Origin of the sequence: Enterovibrio baiacu (assembly GCF_004120195.1) — a bacterium.
Lineage (GTDB): Bacteria > Pseudomonadota > Gammaproteobacteria > Enterobacterales > Vibrionaceae > Enterovibrio > Enterovibrio baiacui.
On record NZ_SCHN01000013.1, the window covers coordinates 63,960 to 83,002 of the forward strand.

At 49.6% G+C, this 19,043-nt stretch carries 12 protein-coding genes; 4 read left to right on the top strand and 8 right to left on the bottom strand.

What is annotated here, in order from left to right:
- Nucleotides 1-94: 94 nt before the first annotated feature.
- The 3 genes from EQP46_RS14960 to EQP46_RS14970 form a co-directional block, all read right to left on the bottom strand.
- Nucleotides 95-1,324 carry an ammonium transporter gene (locus EQP46_RS14960; RefSeq protein WP_129494421.1) on the bottom strand — a complete coding sequence of 410 codons (1,230 nt, stop codon included), beginning with the start codon at nt 1,322-1,324 and terminating at the stop codon, nt 95-97.
- Nucleotides 1,325-1,346: 22 nt separating this feature from the next.
- Nucleotides 1,347-1,685 carry a P-II family nitrogen regulator gene (gene glnK / locus EQP46_RS14965; RefSeq protein ID WP_017008077.1) on the bottom strand — a complete coding sequence of 113 codons (339 nt, stop codon included), beginning with the start codon at nt 1,683-1,685 and terminating at the stop codon, nt 1,347-1,349.
- A 285-nt stretch (nt 1,686-1,970) separates the two neighbouring features.
- Nucleotides 1,971-2,348: a YacL family protein gene (locus EQP46_RS14970; RefSeq protein ID WP_129494422.1), complete on the bottom strand. Its 378-nt coding sequence runs from the start codon at nt 2,346-2,348 to the stop codon at nt 1,971-1,973.
- A 102-nt stretch (nt 2,349-2,450) separates the two neighbouring features.
- On the opposite strand from EQP46_RS14970, the gene EQP46_RS14975 reads away from it, so the two are divergent.
- The 3 genes from EQP46_RS14975 to EQP46_RS14985 all read left to right on the top strand — a co-directional run bounded on the left by EQP46_RS14975 (nt 2,451) and on the right by EQP46_RS14985 (nt 6,136).
- Nucleotides 2,451-3,602: a sugar diacid recognition domain-containing protein gene (locus EQP46_RS14975; RefSeq protein ID WP_129494423.1), complete on the top strand. Its 1,152-nt coding sequence runs from the start codon at nt 2,451-2,453 to the stop codon at nt 3,600-3,602.
- A 123-nt stretch (nt 3,603-3,725) separates the two neighbouring features.
- Nucleotides 3,726-4,991, top strand: coding sequence for a GntP family permease (locus EQP46_RS14980; RefSeq protein WP_129494424.1), 1,266 nt, complete (start codon nt 3,726-3,728; stop codon nt 4,989-4,991).
- An 11-nt stretch (nt 4,992-5,002) separates the two neighbouring features.
- Nucleotides 5,003-6,136, top strand: coding sequence for a glycerate kinase (locus EQP46_RS14985; protein ID WP_129494425.1), 1,134 nt, complete (start codon nt 5,003-5,005; stop codon nt 6,134-6,136).
- Nucleotides 6,137-6,331: 195 nt separating this feature from the next.
- Here the strand turns inward: EQP46_RS14985 and acnB are convergent, their stop codons facing one another.
- Together acnB and EQP46_RS14995 are read right to left on the bottom strand one after the other, a co-directional pair.
- Complete coding sequence (gene acnB, locus EQP46_RS14990) at nt 6,332-8,929, bottom strand: bifunctional aconitate hydratase 2/2-methylisocitrate dehydratase (protein WP_129494535.1); 2,598 nt, start codon at nt 8,927-8,929, stop codon at nt 6,332-6,334.
- Between the two features lie 227 nt (nt 8,930-9,156).
- Nucleotides 9,157-11,436 carry a patatin-like phospholipase family protein gene (locus tag EQP46_RS14995; protein WP_129494426.1) on the bottom strand — a complete coding sequence of 760 codons (2,280 nt, stop codon included), beginning with the start codon at nt 11,434-11,436 and terminating at the stop codon, nt 9,157-9,159.
- A gap of 85 nt (nt 11,437-11,521) precedes the next feature.
- Here EQP46_RS14995 and EQP46_RS15000 point away from each other — a divergent pair, with 85 nt between their 5' ends.
- Complete coding sequence (locus tag EQP46_RS15000) at nt 11,522-13,426, top strand: methyl-accepting chemotaxis protein (RefSeq protein ID WP_129494427.1); 1,905 nt, start codon at nt 11,522-11,524, stop codon at nt 13,424-13,426.
- Nucleotides 13,427-13,517: 91 nt separating this feature from the next.
- Here the strand turns inward: EQP46_RS15000 and EQP46_RS15005 are convergent, their stop codons facing one another.
- The 3 genes from EQP46_RS15005 to aceF form a co-directional block, all read right to left on the bottom strand.
- Entirely contained in the window at nt 13,518-15,074 is a 1,557-nt protein-coding gene (locus tag EQP46_RS15005) for a methyl-accepting chemotaxis protein (protein WP_240671743.1), read from the bottom strand.
- A 417-nt stretch (nt 15,075-15,491) separates the two neighbouring features.
- Nucleotides 15,492-16,922 carry a dihydrolipoyl dehydrogenase gene (gene lpdA / locus EQP46_RS15010; RefSeq protein ID WP_129494429.1) on the bottom strand — a complete coding sequence of 477 codons (1,431 nt, stop codon included), beginning with the start codon at nt 16,920-16,922 and terminating at the stop codon, nt 15,492-15,494.
- 219 nt (nt 16,923-17,141) lie between these two features.
- Complete coding sequence (gene aceF / locus EQP46_RS15015) at nt 17,142-19,037, bottom strand: pyruvate dehydrogenase complex dihydrolipoyllysine-residue acetyltransferase (RefSeq protein ID WP_129494430.1); 1,896 nt, start codon at nt 19,035-19,037, stop codon at nt 17,142-17,144.
- Between the last annotated feature and the right edge of the window lie 6 nt (nt 19,038-19,043).

A 19,043-nucleotide genomic window follows, 5' to 3' on the forward strand; every position in this document is an offset into this window, starting at 1 on the left:
AAAAATGGTGTAGAACGTTAACCACATAAAACCCAAACAAAAAAGCCCCACATCGCGAGAATGTGGGGCTTTCTTACATTGTTATTTGTCTAGTTTATTTCACGCTCACAAACTCAGGGTAAGCATCAACACCACAGTCGTGGAAATCCATGCCTTCCAGCTCTTCTTCCTCGCCTACGCGGATACCCATAGTGGCTTTCAGTACACCCCATACAAGGAGGCTTGCACCGAATACCCAAGCGAAGATAACTGCCGCACCAAGAAGCTGCGCACCAAACGTTGCATCTGCGTTGCTAAATGGCACTGCCAATAGGCCGAACAAACCACAGGTACCGTGTACAGAAATCGCACCCACTGGATCATCAATCTTCAGTTTATCCAAACCGATGATGCTCATCACAACCAACGCACCTGATAGGCCACCCACCACTAGCGCAGCGACAGGTGATGGTGACAATGGGTCTGCAGTAATAGCAACCAAGCCTGCCAACGCGCCGTTCAATACCATGGTGAGGTCAGCTTTACCCCAGGTTGCTTTACACACAGCCAGCGCAACGATGGCACCCGCAGCTGCTGCCGCATTGGTGTTCAGGAAGATTTGACCAACCGCTGTGGCGTTTTCAAAGTCTGACACCATCAGCTGTGAACCACCGTTGAAACCGAACCAACCGAACCAAAGGATAAACGTACCCAAGGTCGCGAGTGGCAGGTTTGAACCAGGGATTGGGTAGATTTGACCGTTCTTACCGTATTTACCTTTACGTGCACCCAGTAGAAGCACACCCGCCAGCGCCGCTGCTGCACCCGCCATGTGGACGATGCCTGAACCGGCGAAGTCGCTGAAGCCTGCCTCTGATAGGAAACCGCCGCCCCATGTCCAGTAACCTTCAACAGGATAAATAACCGCAGTCAGAACCACAGAGAACACAAGGAAAGACCATAGCTTCATACGCTCAGCAACCGCCCCTGAAACCACTGACATCGCGGTAGCAACAAAGACAACTTGGAAGAAAAAGTCAGATTCTAAAGAGTGATCCGCGCCTTCGCCTTGTGTACCGATGAGGAAACCAAATGATGGCAGCCAGCCAGCTTCTGCGTTATCGACATACATGATGTTGTAGCCAACAAGAAGGTAAGTCGTACAGGCAATCGCGTACAAACAAATGTTTTTAGTCAGGATCTCGGTGGTGTTTTTAGAGCGAACAAGGCCAGCCTCTAGCATGGCAAAACCTGCTGCCATCCACATCACCAATGCGCCTGACATTAAAAAGAAAAATGTATCGAGTGCGTATCGCAACTCTGTCACTGTTGTTGTCAATTCCATCTCTATTACTCCCTTTAATCCCTTAAATTGCTTCTGAATCCATCTCGCCTGTACGAATACGCACGGCTTGCTGGAGGTCATAAACAAAAATCTTTCCGTCGCCAATCTTCCCGGTCTGCGCCGCTTTGCTAATGGCTTCAATAATGTCGTCAACGTTTTCTGAGTGTGCCGCGATTTCTAGTTTTACTTTTGGCAGAAAGTCCACTTGGTATTCTGCGCCGCGATATAGCTCAGTGTGTCCCTTCTGACGACCAAAGCCTTTCACTTCAGATACTGTCATCCCATCCACGCCGACTTCTGCTAGTGCTTCACGCACGTCATCGAGCTTAAATGGCTTGATAATCGCATTGATTAATTTCATTCCCGTCTCCTTGAACCAAAAATAAGATGTTCTTGAACAAAGACATAACAATTCACGTGCCAAGTTTTATTTTTCATTAAATTCAACAACATGAGTCAAATGGACAGGAAATCAAAAAAATAGTTCGCACCAATATGGTGCGCGTTTTCACTATTATTAAGCAGGTTTCATGCAAGGAAAGCGTAGCGCACCACGATGTGGCGTACAGAAAATAAGACAAAGATTTTAGGCAGAATTAGACATGCGGTATTCCTTCACCGCAACAGGATGAAACAAGGAGAGTTTTTAGCGACCGTAACGACGAATAAAGTCTTGCCACGCCTCAAGAAGCGTCATCAAATCTTCAGGCCCACAGAGCGAGACACTCTCTTCTTCGTAGGCATGAAAGTCTTGCTCTGGCATGTCTTCATCCGTGCCCTCTAAAAGCGCATTGGCTTGCACAAGTGCTTCTTCTTGAGTGAGCTGAAGATGAAACACTTTGCCAGGACGATTCCATTCTCCGCCCTGCTGCATCACGTCTTGTAGATTCGTCAAAACGTTGTCTATTTCAGCATGAGCGGTGCCAAGTTCATCCACCAGCCAACGACCTAAAGCCTCGTGCCCCATGGACAATTCAGCATGGAAACTGTCGTCTAAAGTATTGCGTCGAAATTCGTAATCCACGTGGTATCCTCGATATCACATCATTGCCAGATAAAAAGATGCGACGCGCTGCGCCCTGGCAAATAATTTAAAGTCCGCCCATTTTCAGGATCTAAAGACTCAATGCAACTCAATACCATGATCGCCCGTCAAATCGTCGAAAGGACCATGAAGATCATTGGTCACTCCGTCAATGTCATGGATGAGCAGGGCCTTATTATAGGATCTGGCGATCCCAGTCGCCTGCATCAAAAGCACGAAGGCGCATTATTGACACTGGCAGAGAACCGAATTGTTGAAATTGATGAAGCAACATCAAACTCTCTGAAAGGCGTAAAGCCCGGCATTAACTTACCTGTGATGTTCAATAACAAGGCCATTGGTGTGGTGGGAATTTCAGGCCTACCCTCCCACGTGCGACGTTATGGCGAACTGGTAAAGATGACAGCGGAACTGATTGTTGAGCAAGCGGCGCTCATTTCGCAGCTGCAGTGGGACAAACGCCATCGCGAAGAACTTGTGCTTCAGTTGATTGCTGAATCTGAACTCAACGAGCAGCAACTGATGTCCATTGCTCAGCGTTTAGATTTGGATTTAGAGCAGCCAAGGGTTGCGGCTGTCATCAAGCTGATGCCGCTCAAAGCCGATGCGCTTTCTCTTGAGCATTTGCAATCTATGGTGCACTTACTTGAGTACCCAGAACGCGACAATCTTGTGGGTATCACGTCCGTGTCTCGCCATGAAATCGTGGTGCTTAAACCCATTACGATTGAACACGGTGAATGGTCTCGTCAGCTTGAACAAAAGAAGCTGCGCAGCTTGCTAAAACGCGTCTCAGAGCAAAAAGCCTTCACCATCAAAATCGCCTATGGCGGCTATTTCCCTTCACTACATGGCTTAGCTAACTCCTACCAAACAGCGAGCGCGACGTTAGCGGCAGGCCAACATCAAAAAGACGTGATGTTCTTTGAGGATCACACCTTGCCCGTGTTGCTCAGTGCCATGCCTGAAGATGATTGGCGCACCAAGCAGCTACACGAGCCGATGCGGATTCTGGCCAGAGAAGACCGCAGGGGCACACTGCGTAAAACCCTCATCGCCTTTTTTGATCAGAACTGTGATTTGGTTCAAACGTGCGAAAGCCTTCATATTCATAGAAATACACTGCGATACAGACTACAACGCATCAGCGACATTACATCATTAAACATCAACAAGTTAGAAGATAAAACGCAGCTGTATTTATCCTTTCTTAAATGGCAGCAAGAAACCTAAATTTGTGCACATGCACAATATAGATCTGTCCTTCGCCTATCATCTTTGGTCAACCGCCTAAAGCCTCTTTGTCACTTGCGGCGTAAAGTGCCAGCAGTATTCGTTTCCTCCGAGAAGTTTGAAGTGACTGAAGTATCCACGCTGGGCGCGCTTGCGGCGCTGATTGTCTCCATTACACTGATTTTAAGAAAAGTCCCGCCAGCTTACGGCATGATTATTGGCGCTCTCATCGGCGGTATCGTCGGTGGCGTGTCTTTGACAGATACCGTGACCCTGATGATCGGCGGCGCACAAGGTATCGTAACTGCGGTACTTCGTATTCTTGCGGCGGGTATTCTTGCAGGCGTGTTGATTGAGTCTGGCGCAGCAACGACCATTGCTGAAACCATCGTGAAAAAAGTGGGGGAAACACGCGCCCTGCTAGCGTTGGCTGTCGCGACCATGATCTTAACCGCGGTTGGCGTGTTCGTGGATGTTGCCGTTATCACCGTTGCACCGATTGCTCTCGCCATTGCGCGTCGTGCTGACCTGTCCAAAATGGCGATTTTGCTCGCCATGGTAGGCGGTGGTAAGGCAGGTAACGTGATGTCACCTAACCCGAACGCCATTGCGGCAGCAGACGCCTTCAATGTGCCATTAACATCGGTAATGGCTGCAGGTGTTATCCCCGGTTTGTGCGGCATGATGGCGGCATACTTCATCGCCTTGAAACTGAAAAATCGCGGCAGCAAAGTTGAAGCCCACGAAGTGGTGACTGTCGACATGAGCCGTCTGCCTTCTTTTGCTACCGCCATGGTCGCGCCATTAGTCGCAATTTCATTGCTGGCACTTCGCCCTATCGCGGGTATCAATATCGACCCGCTCATTGCCTTGCCTTTGGGTGGCTTACTGGGTGCGCTTGCTATGCGCCGTGGTAAAGATACCAATCACTTCGCAGTTTCCGGCTTGAATCGCATGGCGCCTGTTGCGGTCATGCTCCTCGGTACAGGTACGCTAGCGGGCATCATTGCTAACTCTGGCCTGAAAAACGGCTTGATTGACCTGCTTACCACATCAGGCTTGCCGTCTTACCTATTGGCGCCGTTCTCCGGTGCGTTGATGTCGCTTGCGACCGCTTCCACCACCGCAGGTACGGCTGTTGCAAGTAGCGTGTTCGCCAACACCATTCTTGAACTTGGCGTTCCAGCCCTTGCTGGCGCTGCGATGATCCATGCTGGTGCAACCGTATTTGACCACATGCCACACGGCAGCTTCTTCCATGCAACTGGCGGCGCAGTTCACATGGACATGAAAGAACGCTTGAAGCTTATTCCCTACGAATCCGCGGTTGGTTTCGTTATCGCACTCATCTCTACACTGATCTTTGGTGTGTTTGGCCTGCTTGTATAAGGACGTGACGAATGAAAATTATTATTGCTCCAGATTCTTACAAAGAAAGTTTGTCTGCCATGGACGTTGCGACCGCAATCGAAACAGGCTTTAAACACATCATGCCAGATGCTACCTACGTCAAACTGCCAATGGCTGATGGCGGTGAAGGCACCGTACAATCCATGATTGATGCCACCGGTGGCCGACGGGTTGATGTGACGGTGACAGGTCCATTAGGCACTCCGGTGGAAGGATTCTTTGGCCTACTCGGTGATGGCGAAACCGCTGTGATTGAAATGGCAGCAGCATCCGGTTTGCACCTTGTTCCAACGGCATCGCGCAATCCATTACTCACCACCAGCTTCGGCACCGGTGAGCTTATAAAAGCGGCTCTGAATTTGGGCGTGAAACACCTTATCGTTGGCATTGGCGGCAGCGCAACCAACGACGGCGGAGCAGGCATGGCGCAAGCATTGGGCGTCAAACTGCTGGATGAAGCGGGCAACCCTATCGCATTTGGCGGCGGCGCACTGAGCACATTGCATACCCTTGATACCTCAGACATCGATCCTCGTCTTGCTCACGTTAAACTCGAAGTAGCGTGTGACGTGGATAACCCACTATGTGGTGAGAAAGGCGCATCTGCGGTGTTTGGCCCTCAAAAAGGCGCGACACCAGAGATGGTGAGCACCTTGGACAGCAACCTCGCACATTACGCTGAAATCATGAAGACTCAGCTCAACAGTGATGTGAAAGACCGTGCAGGCGCAGGTGCTGCAGGTGGCATGGGCGCAGCGCTATTGGGTCTGTTTGATGCGGATTTACGTCCGGGTATCGATATCGTCATGGATGCGGTGAATCTCTCTGAACACCTGAAAGATGCTGATTTGGTGATCACCGGTGAAGGCCGTATCGACAGTCAAACCATTCACGGCAAAACCCCTATCGGTGTGGCGCGTTGCGCGAAATCATTTGGTCTTCCGGTTATTGGTATCGCAGGCAGTATTACCCAAGACAGCGTCGTCGTGTATGACCACGGCATTGATGTGTTGTTTAGCGTGGTATCCGGCGCGTGTACCTTGGAAGATGCGCTCGCGAACGCGAAAGAGAACGTTGAACTGACTGCCCAGAACGTAGCGAGAACGATTAAGCTAGGTCTCTAGATACGAGAAAACGAGTGTCGAGTCACTAGAAAAAAGCACTACACTCTAACCTCGCGTCCTCGAAACTCGCACCTTGCTCCAAAAACAAAAAGCCTCCAAATTTGGAGGCTTTCTCATCTTTCAAGCTCTTATCTCGAAACTCAATTCTCGAAACTCAATTCTCGAAACTCAATTCTCGAGACTCGCTTCTAAGGCTTAAACCGCAGCTTGGATGATCACATCGTCCGCTTTCTTGGTGTACTGGTCCATGCGGTGGAAGTTCAGGTAGCGATACGTATCGGCTGCTGTCGCATCGATTTGTTTCGCAAACTCTAAGTACTCTTCAACCGTTGGGATACGACCGAGGATCGCGCCGACAGATGCCAGTTCTGCAGAAGACAGGTAAACGTTCGCACCTGTACCTAGACGGTTCGGGAAGTTACGGGTAGAGGTTGACAGTACGGTCGCTTTATCAGCCACACGCGCTTGGTTACCCATACACAGTGAACACCCTGGCGTTTCGATACGGACACCTGCGCGGCCGAAGATACCGTAGTAGCCTTCTTCCGTTAGCTGATCGCGGTCCATTTTCGTTGGAGGTGCAACCCACAGACGTGTCTCAAGTGTACCGCCGAACTTGTCGAGCAGTTTACCTGCCGCACGGAAGTGACCAATGTTGGTCATACAGCTACCGATGAAGACTTCATCAACCTTGTCGCCAGCAACGTCAGAAAGCAGACGTGCATCATCAGGGTCATTTGGTGCACACAGAATTGGCTCTTTAATGTCGGCCAGATCGATTTCGATCACTTCTGCGTACTCAGCGTCTTTGTCAGCTTCCATCAGTTCTGGGTTTGCCAACCACGCTTCCATCGCTGAAATACGACGCTCGATGGTACGACGATCGCCGTAGCCTTCGCTGATCATCCACTTCAACATCACGATGTTAGAGTTCAAGTACTCAGACACTGACTCTTGAGACAGCTTAACGGTACAACCGGCAGCAGAACGCTCTGCAGAGGCATCTGACAGTTCGAACGCTTGCTCAACCGTCAGGTGTTCAACACCTTCGATTTCAAGAACACGGCCAGAGAATGCGTTGATCTTACCCGCTTTCTCAACGGTCAGAAGACCTTGCTTGATGCCGTAGTAAGGGATGGCATGTACAAGGTCACGTAGCGTGATACCCGGCTGCATTTCACCTTTAAAGCGCACCAAAATAGATTCTGGCATGTCCAACGGCATCACGCCTGTTGCTGCCGCAAACGCAACCAGACCAGAACCTGCAGGGAACGAAATACCCAGTGGGAAACGGGTGTGCGAGTCACCACCAGTACCAACGGTATCAGGCAGTAGCATGCGGTTTAGCCATGAGTGGATAACACCATCACCCGGACGAAGAGCAACACCGCCACGGTTCTGAATGAAATCAGGTAGCGTGTGGTGAGTAACAACATCGACAGGTTTCGGGTACGCAGACGTGTGACAGAAAGACTGCATCGTCAAATCTGCTGAGAAGCCAAGACACGCAAGATCTTTCAGCTCATCACGGGTCATAGGGCCAGTGGTGTCCTGAGAACCAACGGTGGTCATCTTAGGCTCACAGTAGGTGCCCGGACGGATACCTTCAACGCCACATGCTTTACCGACCATTTTCTGAGCCAGCGTAAAGCCTTTGCCTGAATCGGCAACCGCTTGTGGACGACGGAAAACATCTGATGGCTCAAGGCCCAGCGCTTCACGTGCACGATCCGTCAAACCACGACCGATGATCAATGGAATACGGCCACCTGCGCGTACTTCATCGTAAAGCACGTCAGTTTTCAGAGAGAAAGTAGACAGCACTTCGTCTGATGCGTTGCTGCGCACTTCACCTTTGAATGGGTAAACGTCGATAACATCGCCCATACCCAGCTTAGACACGTCCAATTCGATTGGCAGCGCGCCCGCATCTTCCATGGTGTTGAAGAAGATAGGTGCAATTTTTCCACCTAGGCAGTAACCGCCTGCACGCTTGTTCGGTACGTTAGGGATGTCATCGCCCATGAACCAAAGCACGGAGTTAGTTGCAGACTTACGAGAAGAACCTGTACCCACAACGTCGCCGACATAAACAAGCTGATGGCCTTTTTCTTTTAGCGCTTCAAGCTGTTTGATAGAGCCAACCACACCCGGTTGGTCTGGTTCAATACCATCGCGAGCATTCTTCAACATCGCCAAGGCGTGCAGAGGAATATCAGGGCGAGACCATGCATCAGGTGCTGGTGACAAGTCATCAGTATTGGTTTCACCAGTGACTTTAAATACAGTGAGCGTGACTTTTTCTGGCACGTTTGGCTTAGACAGGAACCACTCGGCATCGGCCCAAGACTGCATGATTTGCTTCGCGTGCTTGTTGCCCGCTTTCGCTTTTTCTTCCACATCGTAGAAAGAATCAAACATCAACAGTGTATGAGACAGTGCTTTTGCCGCGATAGGTGCAAGCGCGTCATCTTCCAACAAACCAATCAATGATTCGATGTTGTAGCCACCTTGCATGGTGCCTAGCAATTCGACCGCTTTCTCTTTGCTAACCAGTGGAGAGTTCGCTTCGCCGTTGGCAACCGCGGCCAAAAAACAAGCTTTAACGTATGCAGCTTCATCAACACCTGGTGGGATGCGGTTTTCTAGCAAATCAATCAGGATTTCTTCTTCACCAGCAGGCGGGTTCTTGAGCAGTTCAACAAGACTGGCGGTTTGTTCCGCGTCAAGTGGTTTAGGGACAATCCCCTGAGCAGCACGTTCTTCGACGTGTTTACGATAGGCTTCAAGCACGACGTGTTTCCTCATATTGCGGTCCAACCATTACGGCCAGACATCCTTGGAATAAAGCTCAGCGTGCGGGCACAAGATGACGTGTAGGGATGCGTTATCTTCCAGTGTGCCCTGCATGACGAGGCGGCTATGTTATCACTTTTTAACCAAATTTTAAATTACGGCCATGGAATGAAACATCAACTTCATTAACAAGATGCGGCCTGTGACCGCGTCTGGTTAACATTTTAAAAAGGCGATCCGACAATTAGATACACTGAGTCATGGTCACCTTCCGTTCGACCATACGCAGCGATAATAGGCCCCAACGGGGAGTCGATCCCAGCAAATATACTTCCCGCTGCATAAAACGGCACATTTTTGAGTGAAAAATCTGGGTCATTCCACACTCCGCCGTATTCCAATGATGCGCCGAGATAAACAGGCGATTGGAACAGGCCAAAATCGTTATCAAGCAATCGGTAACGATACACCATAGCACCAAAGGCCAAGTTGTTACCTGACAATGAATTCTTTGGCACACCAGAGAGGTTCAAGAACCCACCTAACTCTTTCGGGGCGATAACGAAACCATCAATTTCATGGTGCAATTCGCCATAGCGTAATTTGCCATACACCGTGTGTTTCCCCCAACTCGACGCATGCAGCGCTTCGATATCAAACTGTGTCGAGTGGGTTTTCTGCTCTTCAGATGTCGCCCCGCCCGTTTCATTCATCGCGGTGTCTCTATTAAAACCAAAAGAGGTTTCAAAGAAGCTACCTGAACTTGGGAAAACATGGTTATCCAAGGTATCTAACGTCACAGAGACATACGGAATACTTCGCGTGTAAGCCGTTTCATTGAATTTACCAAGAAAGTCTTCATGCCCATCTACGTACTGATAGCCAACTTTAAACTCACTCCACAATTGAGGTTGCCATCCAAAAGAGATTTCACCCTGCCATTCACTTCGTCGGACATTGGCGCGGATACCCGAATTTTCAATGGTCGGCTCGCCGCCAAAGCTCACACGATCTCTCACCTCATACGCGCCGCGAATGGTGGTGAAGAATTGTTGGTCGGCGGTATATGGCAGGTACAGTTCCGACTGCACAAGGCGGTCATTACCACCTTCAATGGTTGTTCGAAGTTCTGCACCGTAATCAGAAATGCCCGTGGTATTAATGCTTAGCCCCACCGACATGTCGGTTTGAGAATCGAAGTTATCTTCAATAGCAAAGCGAAAATCGATGAAGTTTGGCCCCCAGCTTTTCTCTTTCACATCCACCACCAGCACGGTTTCTTTACCAATGCTTTCGAGGTGGTAACGGACGGTTTCAAAGCGATCTAATGCATAGAGGTTTTGTACTGACTGCTCAAGCAGTTTGGAATCCATCTGCCCAGGTTCAAGCGCGAGGCGTTTCTCTAACACCTCATCAGCAAAGCTGGTGTCGTTGTTGAGGATAATGCGGTCTACCGCCATCTGGTCACCGTAGCGTAAGGTGCGGCGGCGAAGCTGCTTTTTCTCGATGTAGTCTTGGTATTCGCCTGATGTCAGCATCAAGCTTTCCAGTTGGTCTTTTGACTGGAGCGTAATGGAATAACCTTCATCAAACGCTTCCGGCATGCGATCAAACTCTGTGGTTTCCATGTCACCCACATCCGGGGTCAGCAACACATCATGCTCCGACATATTGGCAATCTGTTGGCGAGTACTGTTACGCACCATGAAATTCACCAACTGGTTCATCACCGAAAGATATGACCCAAGCTCTTCTGCTGGGCTGTAATCGGTACTGATATCAACAGCAATCACCACATCAGCACCCAATGCCTTAGCAACATCAACAGGCATATTGTTAACGGCACCACCATCAACCAAAAATGCACCGTTTAGCTCAACAGGGGGCAGCGCGCCAGGCACAGACATACTGGCAAGCATGGCTTCAGTCAGCTGACCGTCACCAATCACCACAGGCACCAGTTGCTCGATATCCGTTGCGACGGCGCGGAAAGGGATCACAAGGTTATCGAAGGTAGAAAAGGCTGGCATGTTCCCCGTGGAATCACGAAGAATGCGGATCATGTTTTGACCTTGCACGATCCCTTGCGGTGTTTTGAGGCTTTTGAAATCAAATCCGAGGTTGGTGGAAATGTTGTATTTGTCTTCGTGCGCTTTTTCTCTTACACGACGATCACCACGATAAACGCGATCTTGATACCCCGCATTCCAATCAATGGATTCCATCATAGCTTCAATTTCGCCCGCGCTCATCCCTGCGGCATACAGACCACCCACATAAGCGCCCATGCTGGTTCCTGCGATGTAATCAACAGGAATCTTCATGTCTTCCAGCGCCTTAAGCACACCAACATGGGCAGCGCCTTTCGCCCCACCACCGCCAAGCACCAGCCCAACGGTTGGTCGTGAAGACTTTTCTTGTGCTATCACTAAAGAACTAGACACGACTGCCGACACAACCAGTACTGCAGTTACCAACCTGCCTGTAATAAGCCTTTTTAACATTTCTGCTGCCTTGCAAATTTGATGTTTTAAGCGCAAAAGTCACATCCGCAACAATCAGCGGCGCAACGGAAGAAGTACAAAACCCATGCAGTTAACCATTAAACAAAAGCTCATCATGGCGATGATCACCGCCGTTATCGCTTCCACGGCCATCATCAGTTATCAAAGCTTGACCAAAGCACACGCAATGGTTGAACACCGCTTACTCGACAATGAACTTCCTATTCTGCTCTCAAACATCCGAAATGAAGTAGAACAATCTGTTCAACAACTTACCTCAGCAGCAGAACAATTAGCAAACAATCCACTCACGATTGCTGCCGTCACAGAAAATACAGCGGCTCAAAACAAGCAAGAAATCGTCGAAACCCTTGTTGCATTGAAACGACAATACCAACTCACGGACGCTTCATTGGCGAACCGTAAAACGGGCGATTACTGGAACCAAGACGGTTTTCTACGCCAATTAAAGCCTGAAGACAGTTCCTGGTTTTTCAAACTCGTGAATAGCGGAAAAGCCCGCACAACCAGTGTTTATCGAGAAGACAACGGTGACCTGAAGCTTTTCGTGAACTACCAAGATCTTAACGGTGCGACGCTTGCGGGCTTATCACGTTCAATGGACAACATGGTGCAGTTTCTCAACCAGTTTAAAATTGAACAAAGCGGCTTTGTTTACATGGTGTCGCCAGATGGAAAGGTCCAACTCCATCGAAACGCGCAACACATGGGTGGCACTAACCTCTCACAGATGTATCAAGGAAATATCCAATCCCTGTTAAATCAACGTGATTTCAACTTAGTATTCACCAAAACCAAAGAACGTGATGTGTTGCTGGCCTCTAGCTACATTCCGTCTTTGAACTGGTTTGTCATCGCTGAAGTGCCATCAGGTGAGGTGTATGACGAACTCACGAGTACCGCACAGCAGCTCATCATTATCTCCATCATTGTTTGTGCGCTGTTTGCAGTTGGCGCCGTGTTTCTTGCCTCAACCATCACCCGTCCTATTTCTGATCTTGCGAGAGTATTCCACGATCTCGGTGAAGGCGAAGGCGATCTTCGTCAGCGTCTTGATGCATCCAGCCAGGATGAAATCGGTCAACTTGCCAAAGGCTTTAACGGCTTTGTCAGCAAGATCCACAGTGTCGTGACTGACGTTGCGGCCACCAGCGATTCTCTCAATCATTCAGCGAATTCCGTTGCCGAGCATGCGAAAACAACGCAGGACAATAGCCTTTCTCAACGCGACAGAACCCTGCAAGTGGTTGCGGCCATTAATCAAATGGGGGCGACGGTGAACGAGATTGCTGGCAATGCGGCGCACGCAGCAGATTCTGCAAACCATGCAGCCAGCGAAACCGCAGTTGGGCAAGACGTGGTGGCATCCGCCCACCGCACCATTAATCAACTTGCGACAGACATGAACAGTATGGCGGAGATCATCCGCAACCTTGCCGATAATACCCAGCATATTGGCGGTATTTTGGATGTGATCCGCGGTGTGTCAGAGCAGACAAACCTGCTGGCGTTAAACGCAGCCATTGAAGCTGCGCGCGCGGGTGAGCAAGGGAGAGGCTTTGCCGTTGTTGCCGATGAAGTGCGCAGCCTTGCTAGCCGCACTGCGGAGTCGACCAATGAGATCCAAACCATGATCGACAAGCTGCAACAGGAAGCACAGAACGCCGTCGACGCGATGGAAACCAGTCAATCCCTCACCGCTGAAGGCGCAAATGCATCTGAAAATGCCTCTGCCGCTTTGGCGCAGATCAACGATCAGATTGTGCTGATTTCAGACATCAACACGCAAGTCGCGACCGCAACCGAAGAACAATCCACCGTGGTGGCTGACATCAACCGCAACATCGAAGACATTAACGAAACCACCCAAAACACCGCAGACACCGCCGAACACATGGCGCGCGCCAGTGCTGAATTGCGTGAGCTTTCCAATGCGCTTGACACCTTGGTAAAACGTTTCACGCTATAAGCACTGCCACGACGGTTACACGTTTAGCCAAACGAAAAAAACGCCTCTAGCAGAGGCGTTTTTTATGTCGAATAGGTTACCCACTTCCACGCTACACGCGGAAACCACCCACCACTTGATCAAGCTGACGGCTCTTCGCTGCCAATTCCTGACAGGCATTGTCAACGCTGCCAAGGTTTTGGAAAATGCTTGCACCGTTCTCCACAATACCGTGAATATTTCGGTTAATTTCTTCCGAGACCGTATTCTGCTGCGATGAAGCTGCTGCTATCTGGGTGTTCATGTCATTGATGGTAATGATCATATTGGACACCCCATCGAGGTATTCAGAGGTTTGCTGAACACGCACAACGGTTTCATTGCTCGCATCTGTGCTTTCGTTCATCGACGAGACCGCTTTTTGCGTCCCTTCTTCTAAACGCGCAATCATGTCTTGGATTTCTTCTGTGCTTTGCTGCGTCTTATTGGCTAATACACGCACTTCATCCGCAACCACCGCGAAACCTCTGCCTTGTTCACCCGCACGCGCCGCCTCAATGGCCGCATTCAATGCCAACAAGTTGGTTTGCTCTGCAATACCACGAATAACGCCAATGATTGACGCGATACGCTCTACATCTTTGTTCAACGCAGTAATCATGTCTTGAGATTGGTCGATACGCGTACGCAGGCCTGACATCGCCCCCACGGTATCAGCGATGCTGTTTTGTGCCGAGCTCACTTCTTTCGTTGCACTCTTCGTGGCATTGGCGGCATCACCCGCGTTTTGGCTTACCTGCATGCTGCTCGCACTCATTTCCTGAACCGCCGTTGCAATCAAATCACTCTCACGTTGCTGGCCCTCTGAGTCAGACACGCTGCTTTTGATCGCTGATTCAATGTGTTCCGTTTGAAGGCGTAGGTGATTTGCGGCATCAACAACACCTTTAATGCTGGTGTGGATTTTGTCGACGAACAGGTTGAAGGAATGCCCCAACTGGCCAATTTCATCGTCAGAGCGTACCGTTAAACGCTGCGTTAAATCACCGCCACCCGAGGCGATATCATTCAGGGCATCGCCCATTTCTCTGATCGGTTGCAACAGAAGTTTCGCTAACAAAGCGCCACCTGCAAGAGCCAGCAGCAGCGCGGTGAGCGTACCGCCAACAATGATGCGCTCAGCAAGAATAGTTGATGCTGTTAACTCATCAGAAATGACGGTAGCGGCATCGCGAGCAGCGTCCAACGTGGACACGATATCATCGCGAATAAGTGCGAAATCGCGATCTATCTTATCGTGGTTGTTATTGAAGTAAGCTTCAGCATTCGCCGGATCATCAAACATCACGGAAACATCATTAATCCAGCGCTCTGAACGAGATAACAATCCGTTGAGTTTAGATTGCTGACTTAGCGGCAATAAGCCTTCATCAATCAGCGACTGCATTTGTCGCAAACGAGGCAACGCTTTGCTGGAATCATCTTCAAAGATTGCGCTTTGCTTATTGATGTTTTCAGAGGTTACGCCGACGGCAATGAGCCCCTGTACCGAAGACATGACTTGATAGAGATCCCTGTATGCATCATCAAAGTCTGAAATGGCAGGATCAATGACATTGTTAAGAATGTTTGTGGAGGCGACCTGACGTTCAAAGGTTTGATACGACATGGCTAAGACAAGGGTAAAAACTGAACAGACAAAAACAAGCGGCAGGAACAATTTTGTTCGAAAAGAAAGTTGATTAAGCAAGCGCATGACTTCCCTCATATGCGATTGAAAGATGAATTGGGAACAGACAAAAAAAGCGTGGTTGAAAAGGAACGTCTCAAGAAACGTTTTCACCACCAAACAATTCAAGTTGCTGAAATTTCGCGTCTCCGCGCCGTGCCATGCCTTAGCGCAGCAAACGGATTGAAGCAGTGTATTTACGCTTATTTATGGCCTTAAAGTCAAAAAGAACGGTGTACTTTATTGATCTGGATTCCTACTTATTCAAACGTTTCGCCCCTGAACAATTCCTCATATTTCAGGCATAAAAAAACGCCTCTAAAAAGAGGCGTTTTTCAGATTAACCGTTGAGAAGAATTACTTTTTCTTCTTCATCGCTTTTGCGTTTGGTAGGTCAGTAATTGAACCTTCAAACACTTCAGCAGCAAGACCCACTGACTCATGCAGCGTCGGGTGAGCGTGGATAGTCAATGCGATATCTTCCGCATCACAACCCATCTCGATAGCAAGACCGATTTCGCCCAACAGTTCACCACCGTTAGTACCGACAACAGCACCACCGATTACACGGTGCGTGTCTTTGTCGAAAATCATCTTGGTCATACCGTCTGAACAGTCAGACGCGATTGCACGACCAGAAGCAGCCCACGGGAAAGTAGCAACTTCGTAGTTGATGCCTTCTGCTTTCGCTTCTTTCTCAGTCTTACCAACCCAAGCAACTTCTGGCTCAGTGTAGGCAATTGAAGGGATCACTTTAGGATCGAAGTAGTGTTTCTTACCAGAAATCACTTCAGCCGCTACGTGGCCTTCATGCACACCTTTGTGAGCAAGCATTGGTTGACCAACAACGTCACCGATCGCGTGGATGTGAGCAACGTTAGTGCGCAGTTGTTTATCAACGTTGATAAAGCCACGCTCATCAACTTCAACGCCTGCTTTTTCTGCATCCAGAAGCTTACCGTTTGGTACACGACCAATCGCAACCAGCACTGCGTCGTAACGTGTTGGCTCAGCAGGTGCTTTCTTGCCTTCCATCGTTACGTAGATGCCGTCTTCTTTCGCTTCAACTGCCGTCACCTTGGTTTCAAGCATCAAGTTAAACTTCTTGCTGATACGCTTAGTGAAGACTTTTACGATGTCTTTGTCGGCTGCTGGGATAACTTGGTCGAACATTTCAACCACGTCAATTTGTGAACCCAGCGCGTCGTATACGGTACCCATTTCTAGACCGATAATACCGCCGCCCATCACCAACAGCTTCTCTGGTACTTCTTTCAGTTCAAGCGCGTCAGTTGAATCCCAGATGCGTGGATCTTCATGCGGGATAAATGGCAATTCGATTGGACGAGAACCCGCCGCAATGATTGCGTTGTCGAAGTTGATGGTGGTTGCACCATCAGCGCCGTCAACCACGATGGTGTTAGGGCCAGTGAATTTACCGTAGCCGTTCACCACGTTCACTTTACGCATCTTAGCCATACCGCCAAGACCGCCAGTAAGTTGGTTTACAACTTTGTCTTTCCAAAGACGAATCTTGTCGATGTCTGTCGTTGGTTCACCAAAGACAACACCGTGTTCAGCCATCGCTTTGGCTTCTTCAATAACTTTTGCTACGTGCAGCAGGGCTTTAGATGGAATACAACCCACGTTCAGGCAAACACCACCCAAGGTGCTGTACTTTTCTACCAGAACGGTTTCTAGACCCAAGTCCGCGCAACGGAATGCCGCTGAATAACCAGCAGGACCTGAACCCAGTACCACGACTTGGGTTTTGATTTCTTTACTCATTCTGACCTCGTTGTAGTCTTATATCCCTGACAGGCTAAGAGATTCTTTTTATGGTGGAGCCGTTTTGTTTCACGACGAGTACTCTTCGATGAAAAGTACTCGATTGGTCCAACATTTTACAGCCGTGTTAACAAGCTGAAAAATAAAAACCCATAGCCTGTGAGCTATACATCAAATCAGTGCTCGCCATATGCAGGCAAGCACTGACCAGGCGTCGTCTTACAGTACTAGGCGACGAATGTCAGAGAGACACTCGTTCAAGTAAGTGACGAAACGTGCACCTTCAGCACCATCGATCACGCGGTGATCGTATGACAGTGACAGAGGAAGCATCAGGCGAGGAACAAAGTCCTTACCATTCCAAACCGGTTTCATTTCCGATTTAGACACACCCAAGATGCCAACTTCTGGTGCGTTAACAATCGGTGTAAATGCAGTACCACCCAAGCCACCAAGGCTAGAGATAGTGAAACAGCCACCTTGCATGTCAGAAGCGGTTAGCTTACCTGCGCGTGCCTTCTTAGACACTTCCATCAGTTCAGCTGACAACTCGTAGATGCCTTTCTTGTTAACGTCACGGAATACAGGAACAACCAAACCGTTTGGTGTATCCACCGCGATACCAATGTTCACGTACTTCTTCAGAATCAAGCCCTCGCCGTCGTCAGACAGTGAAGAGTTGAATGAAGGGAACGCTTCAAGGGCTTTTGCTGCCGCTTTCATGATGAACACCAATGGGGTGATCTTCATGCCAGTGTCTTTCTTCGCTTCAACGGCATTCTGCTCTTTACGGAATGCTTCTAGCTCAGTGATGTCTGCGTTATCCCACTGTGTAACGTGCGGGATCATTACCCAGTTACGGTGCAGGTTCGCGCCAGAGATCTTCTTGATGCGAGACAGCGGTTTGGTTTCAGTTTCACCAAACTTGCTGAAATCAACTTTCGGCCAAGGTAGCAAACCAAGTGCTGCGCCATCACCTTTGCCTGATGCAGACGCTGCTGCGCCAGACTCAAGACGCTTAAGCGCCTCTTTCACGTAGCTTTGAACGTCTTCTTTCAGGATACGGCTCTTACGACCAGAACCCTTCACTTTCGACAAGTTAACGCCAAACTCACGTGCTAGACGACGCACAACCGGTGAAGCATGTGCGTATTCGTTGTTTTCAACGAATTCAGCAGATGCCGCAGGCGCAGCTTGAGCCGCTGGTACTGGTGCCGCCGCTTGAGCTGGCGCTGCTGCAGGAGCAGGTGCCGCTGCAACAGGTGCTGCTGGTGCCGCACCCGCGACTTCGAAGACCATGATCAACGAGCCGGTTGATACTTTGTCGCCCGCTGCAATTTTGATTTCTTTCAGTACGCCCGCGAATGGTGCAGGGACTTCCATTGAAGCCTTGTCACCTTCAACAGTGATAAGCGATTGCTCTTCTTCAATGCTGTCGCCAACCGCAACCATGATCTCAGTGACTTCAACTTCGTCGCCGCCGATATCAGGCACGTGCACTTCTTTCGCAGCAGATGCTGCTGGTGCTGCCGCAGGTGCTTCAGCTGCTGGAGCCGCCGCTACAGGTGCAGCGCCAGTGCCCGCGATTTCGAAAACCATGATCAATGAACCGGTAGACACTTTGTCGCCCGCGTTCACTTTGATTTCTTTCAATACGCCAGCAAACGGTGCAGGCACTTCCATTGAAGCCTTGTCGCCTTCAACCGTCAGAAGAGATTGCTCTTCTTCAATGCTGTCGCCAACCGCAACCATGATTTCAGTGACTTCAACTTCGTCACCACCGATATCAGGAACGTGAACTTCTTTCAGTTCAGCGGCCGCAGGTGCAGCCGCCGGAGCCGCTGCAGCAGGTGCTTCTGCCACTGGTGCTGGAGCAGCTGCGCCTTCCGCTTCGAAGATCATGATCAAAGAACCGGTAGAAACCGTGTCGCCTTCAGCAACTTTGATTTCTTTCACCACACCCGCTTGAGATGCTGGTACTTCCATAGACGCTTTGTCACCTTCAACGGTGATCAGCGACTGCTCTTCTTCAACTGTGTCACCAACGCTAACGAGGATTTCTGTTACTTCAACCTCATCGGCACCGATGTCTGGAACATTAATTTCGATTGCCATTGATTT

Coding starts and splice junctions, on each gene's coding strand:
- EQP46_RS14960 (WP_129494421.1), bottom strand. CDS start 1,324: ATGGAATTGACAACAACAGTGACAGAGTTGCGATACGCACTCGATACA.
- glnK (WP_017008077.1), bottom strand. CDS start 1,685: ATGAAATTAATCAATGCGATTATCAAGCCATTTAAGCTCGATGACGTG.
- EQP46_RS14975 (WP_129494423.1), top strand. CDS start 2,451: ATGCAACTCAATACCATGATCGCCCGTCAAATCGTCGAAAGGACCATG.
- EQP46_RS14985 (WP_129494425.1), top strand. CDS start 5,003: ATGAAAATTATTATTGCTCCAGATTCTTACAAAGAAAGTTTGTCTGCC.
- EQP46_RS14995 (WP_129494426.1), bottom strand. CDS start 11,436: ATGTTAAAAAGGCTTATTACAGGCAGGTTGGTAACTGCAGTACTGGTT.
- EQP46_RS15000 (WP_129494427.1), top strand. CDS start 11,522: ATGCAGTTAACCATTAAACAAAAGCTCATCATGGCGATGATCACCGCC.
- EQP46_RS15005 (WP_240671743.1), bottom strand. CDS start 15,074: ATGTCGTATCAAACCTTTGAACGTCAGGTCGCCTCCACAAACATTCTT.
- lpdA (WP_129494429.1), bottom strand. CDS start 16,922: ATGAGTAAAGAAATCAAAACCCAAGTCGTGGTACTGGGTTCAGGTCCT.
- aceF (WP_129494430.1), bottom strand. CDS start 19,037: ATGGCAATCGAAATTAATGTTCCAGACATCGGTGCCGATGAGGTTGAA.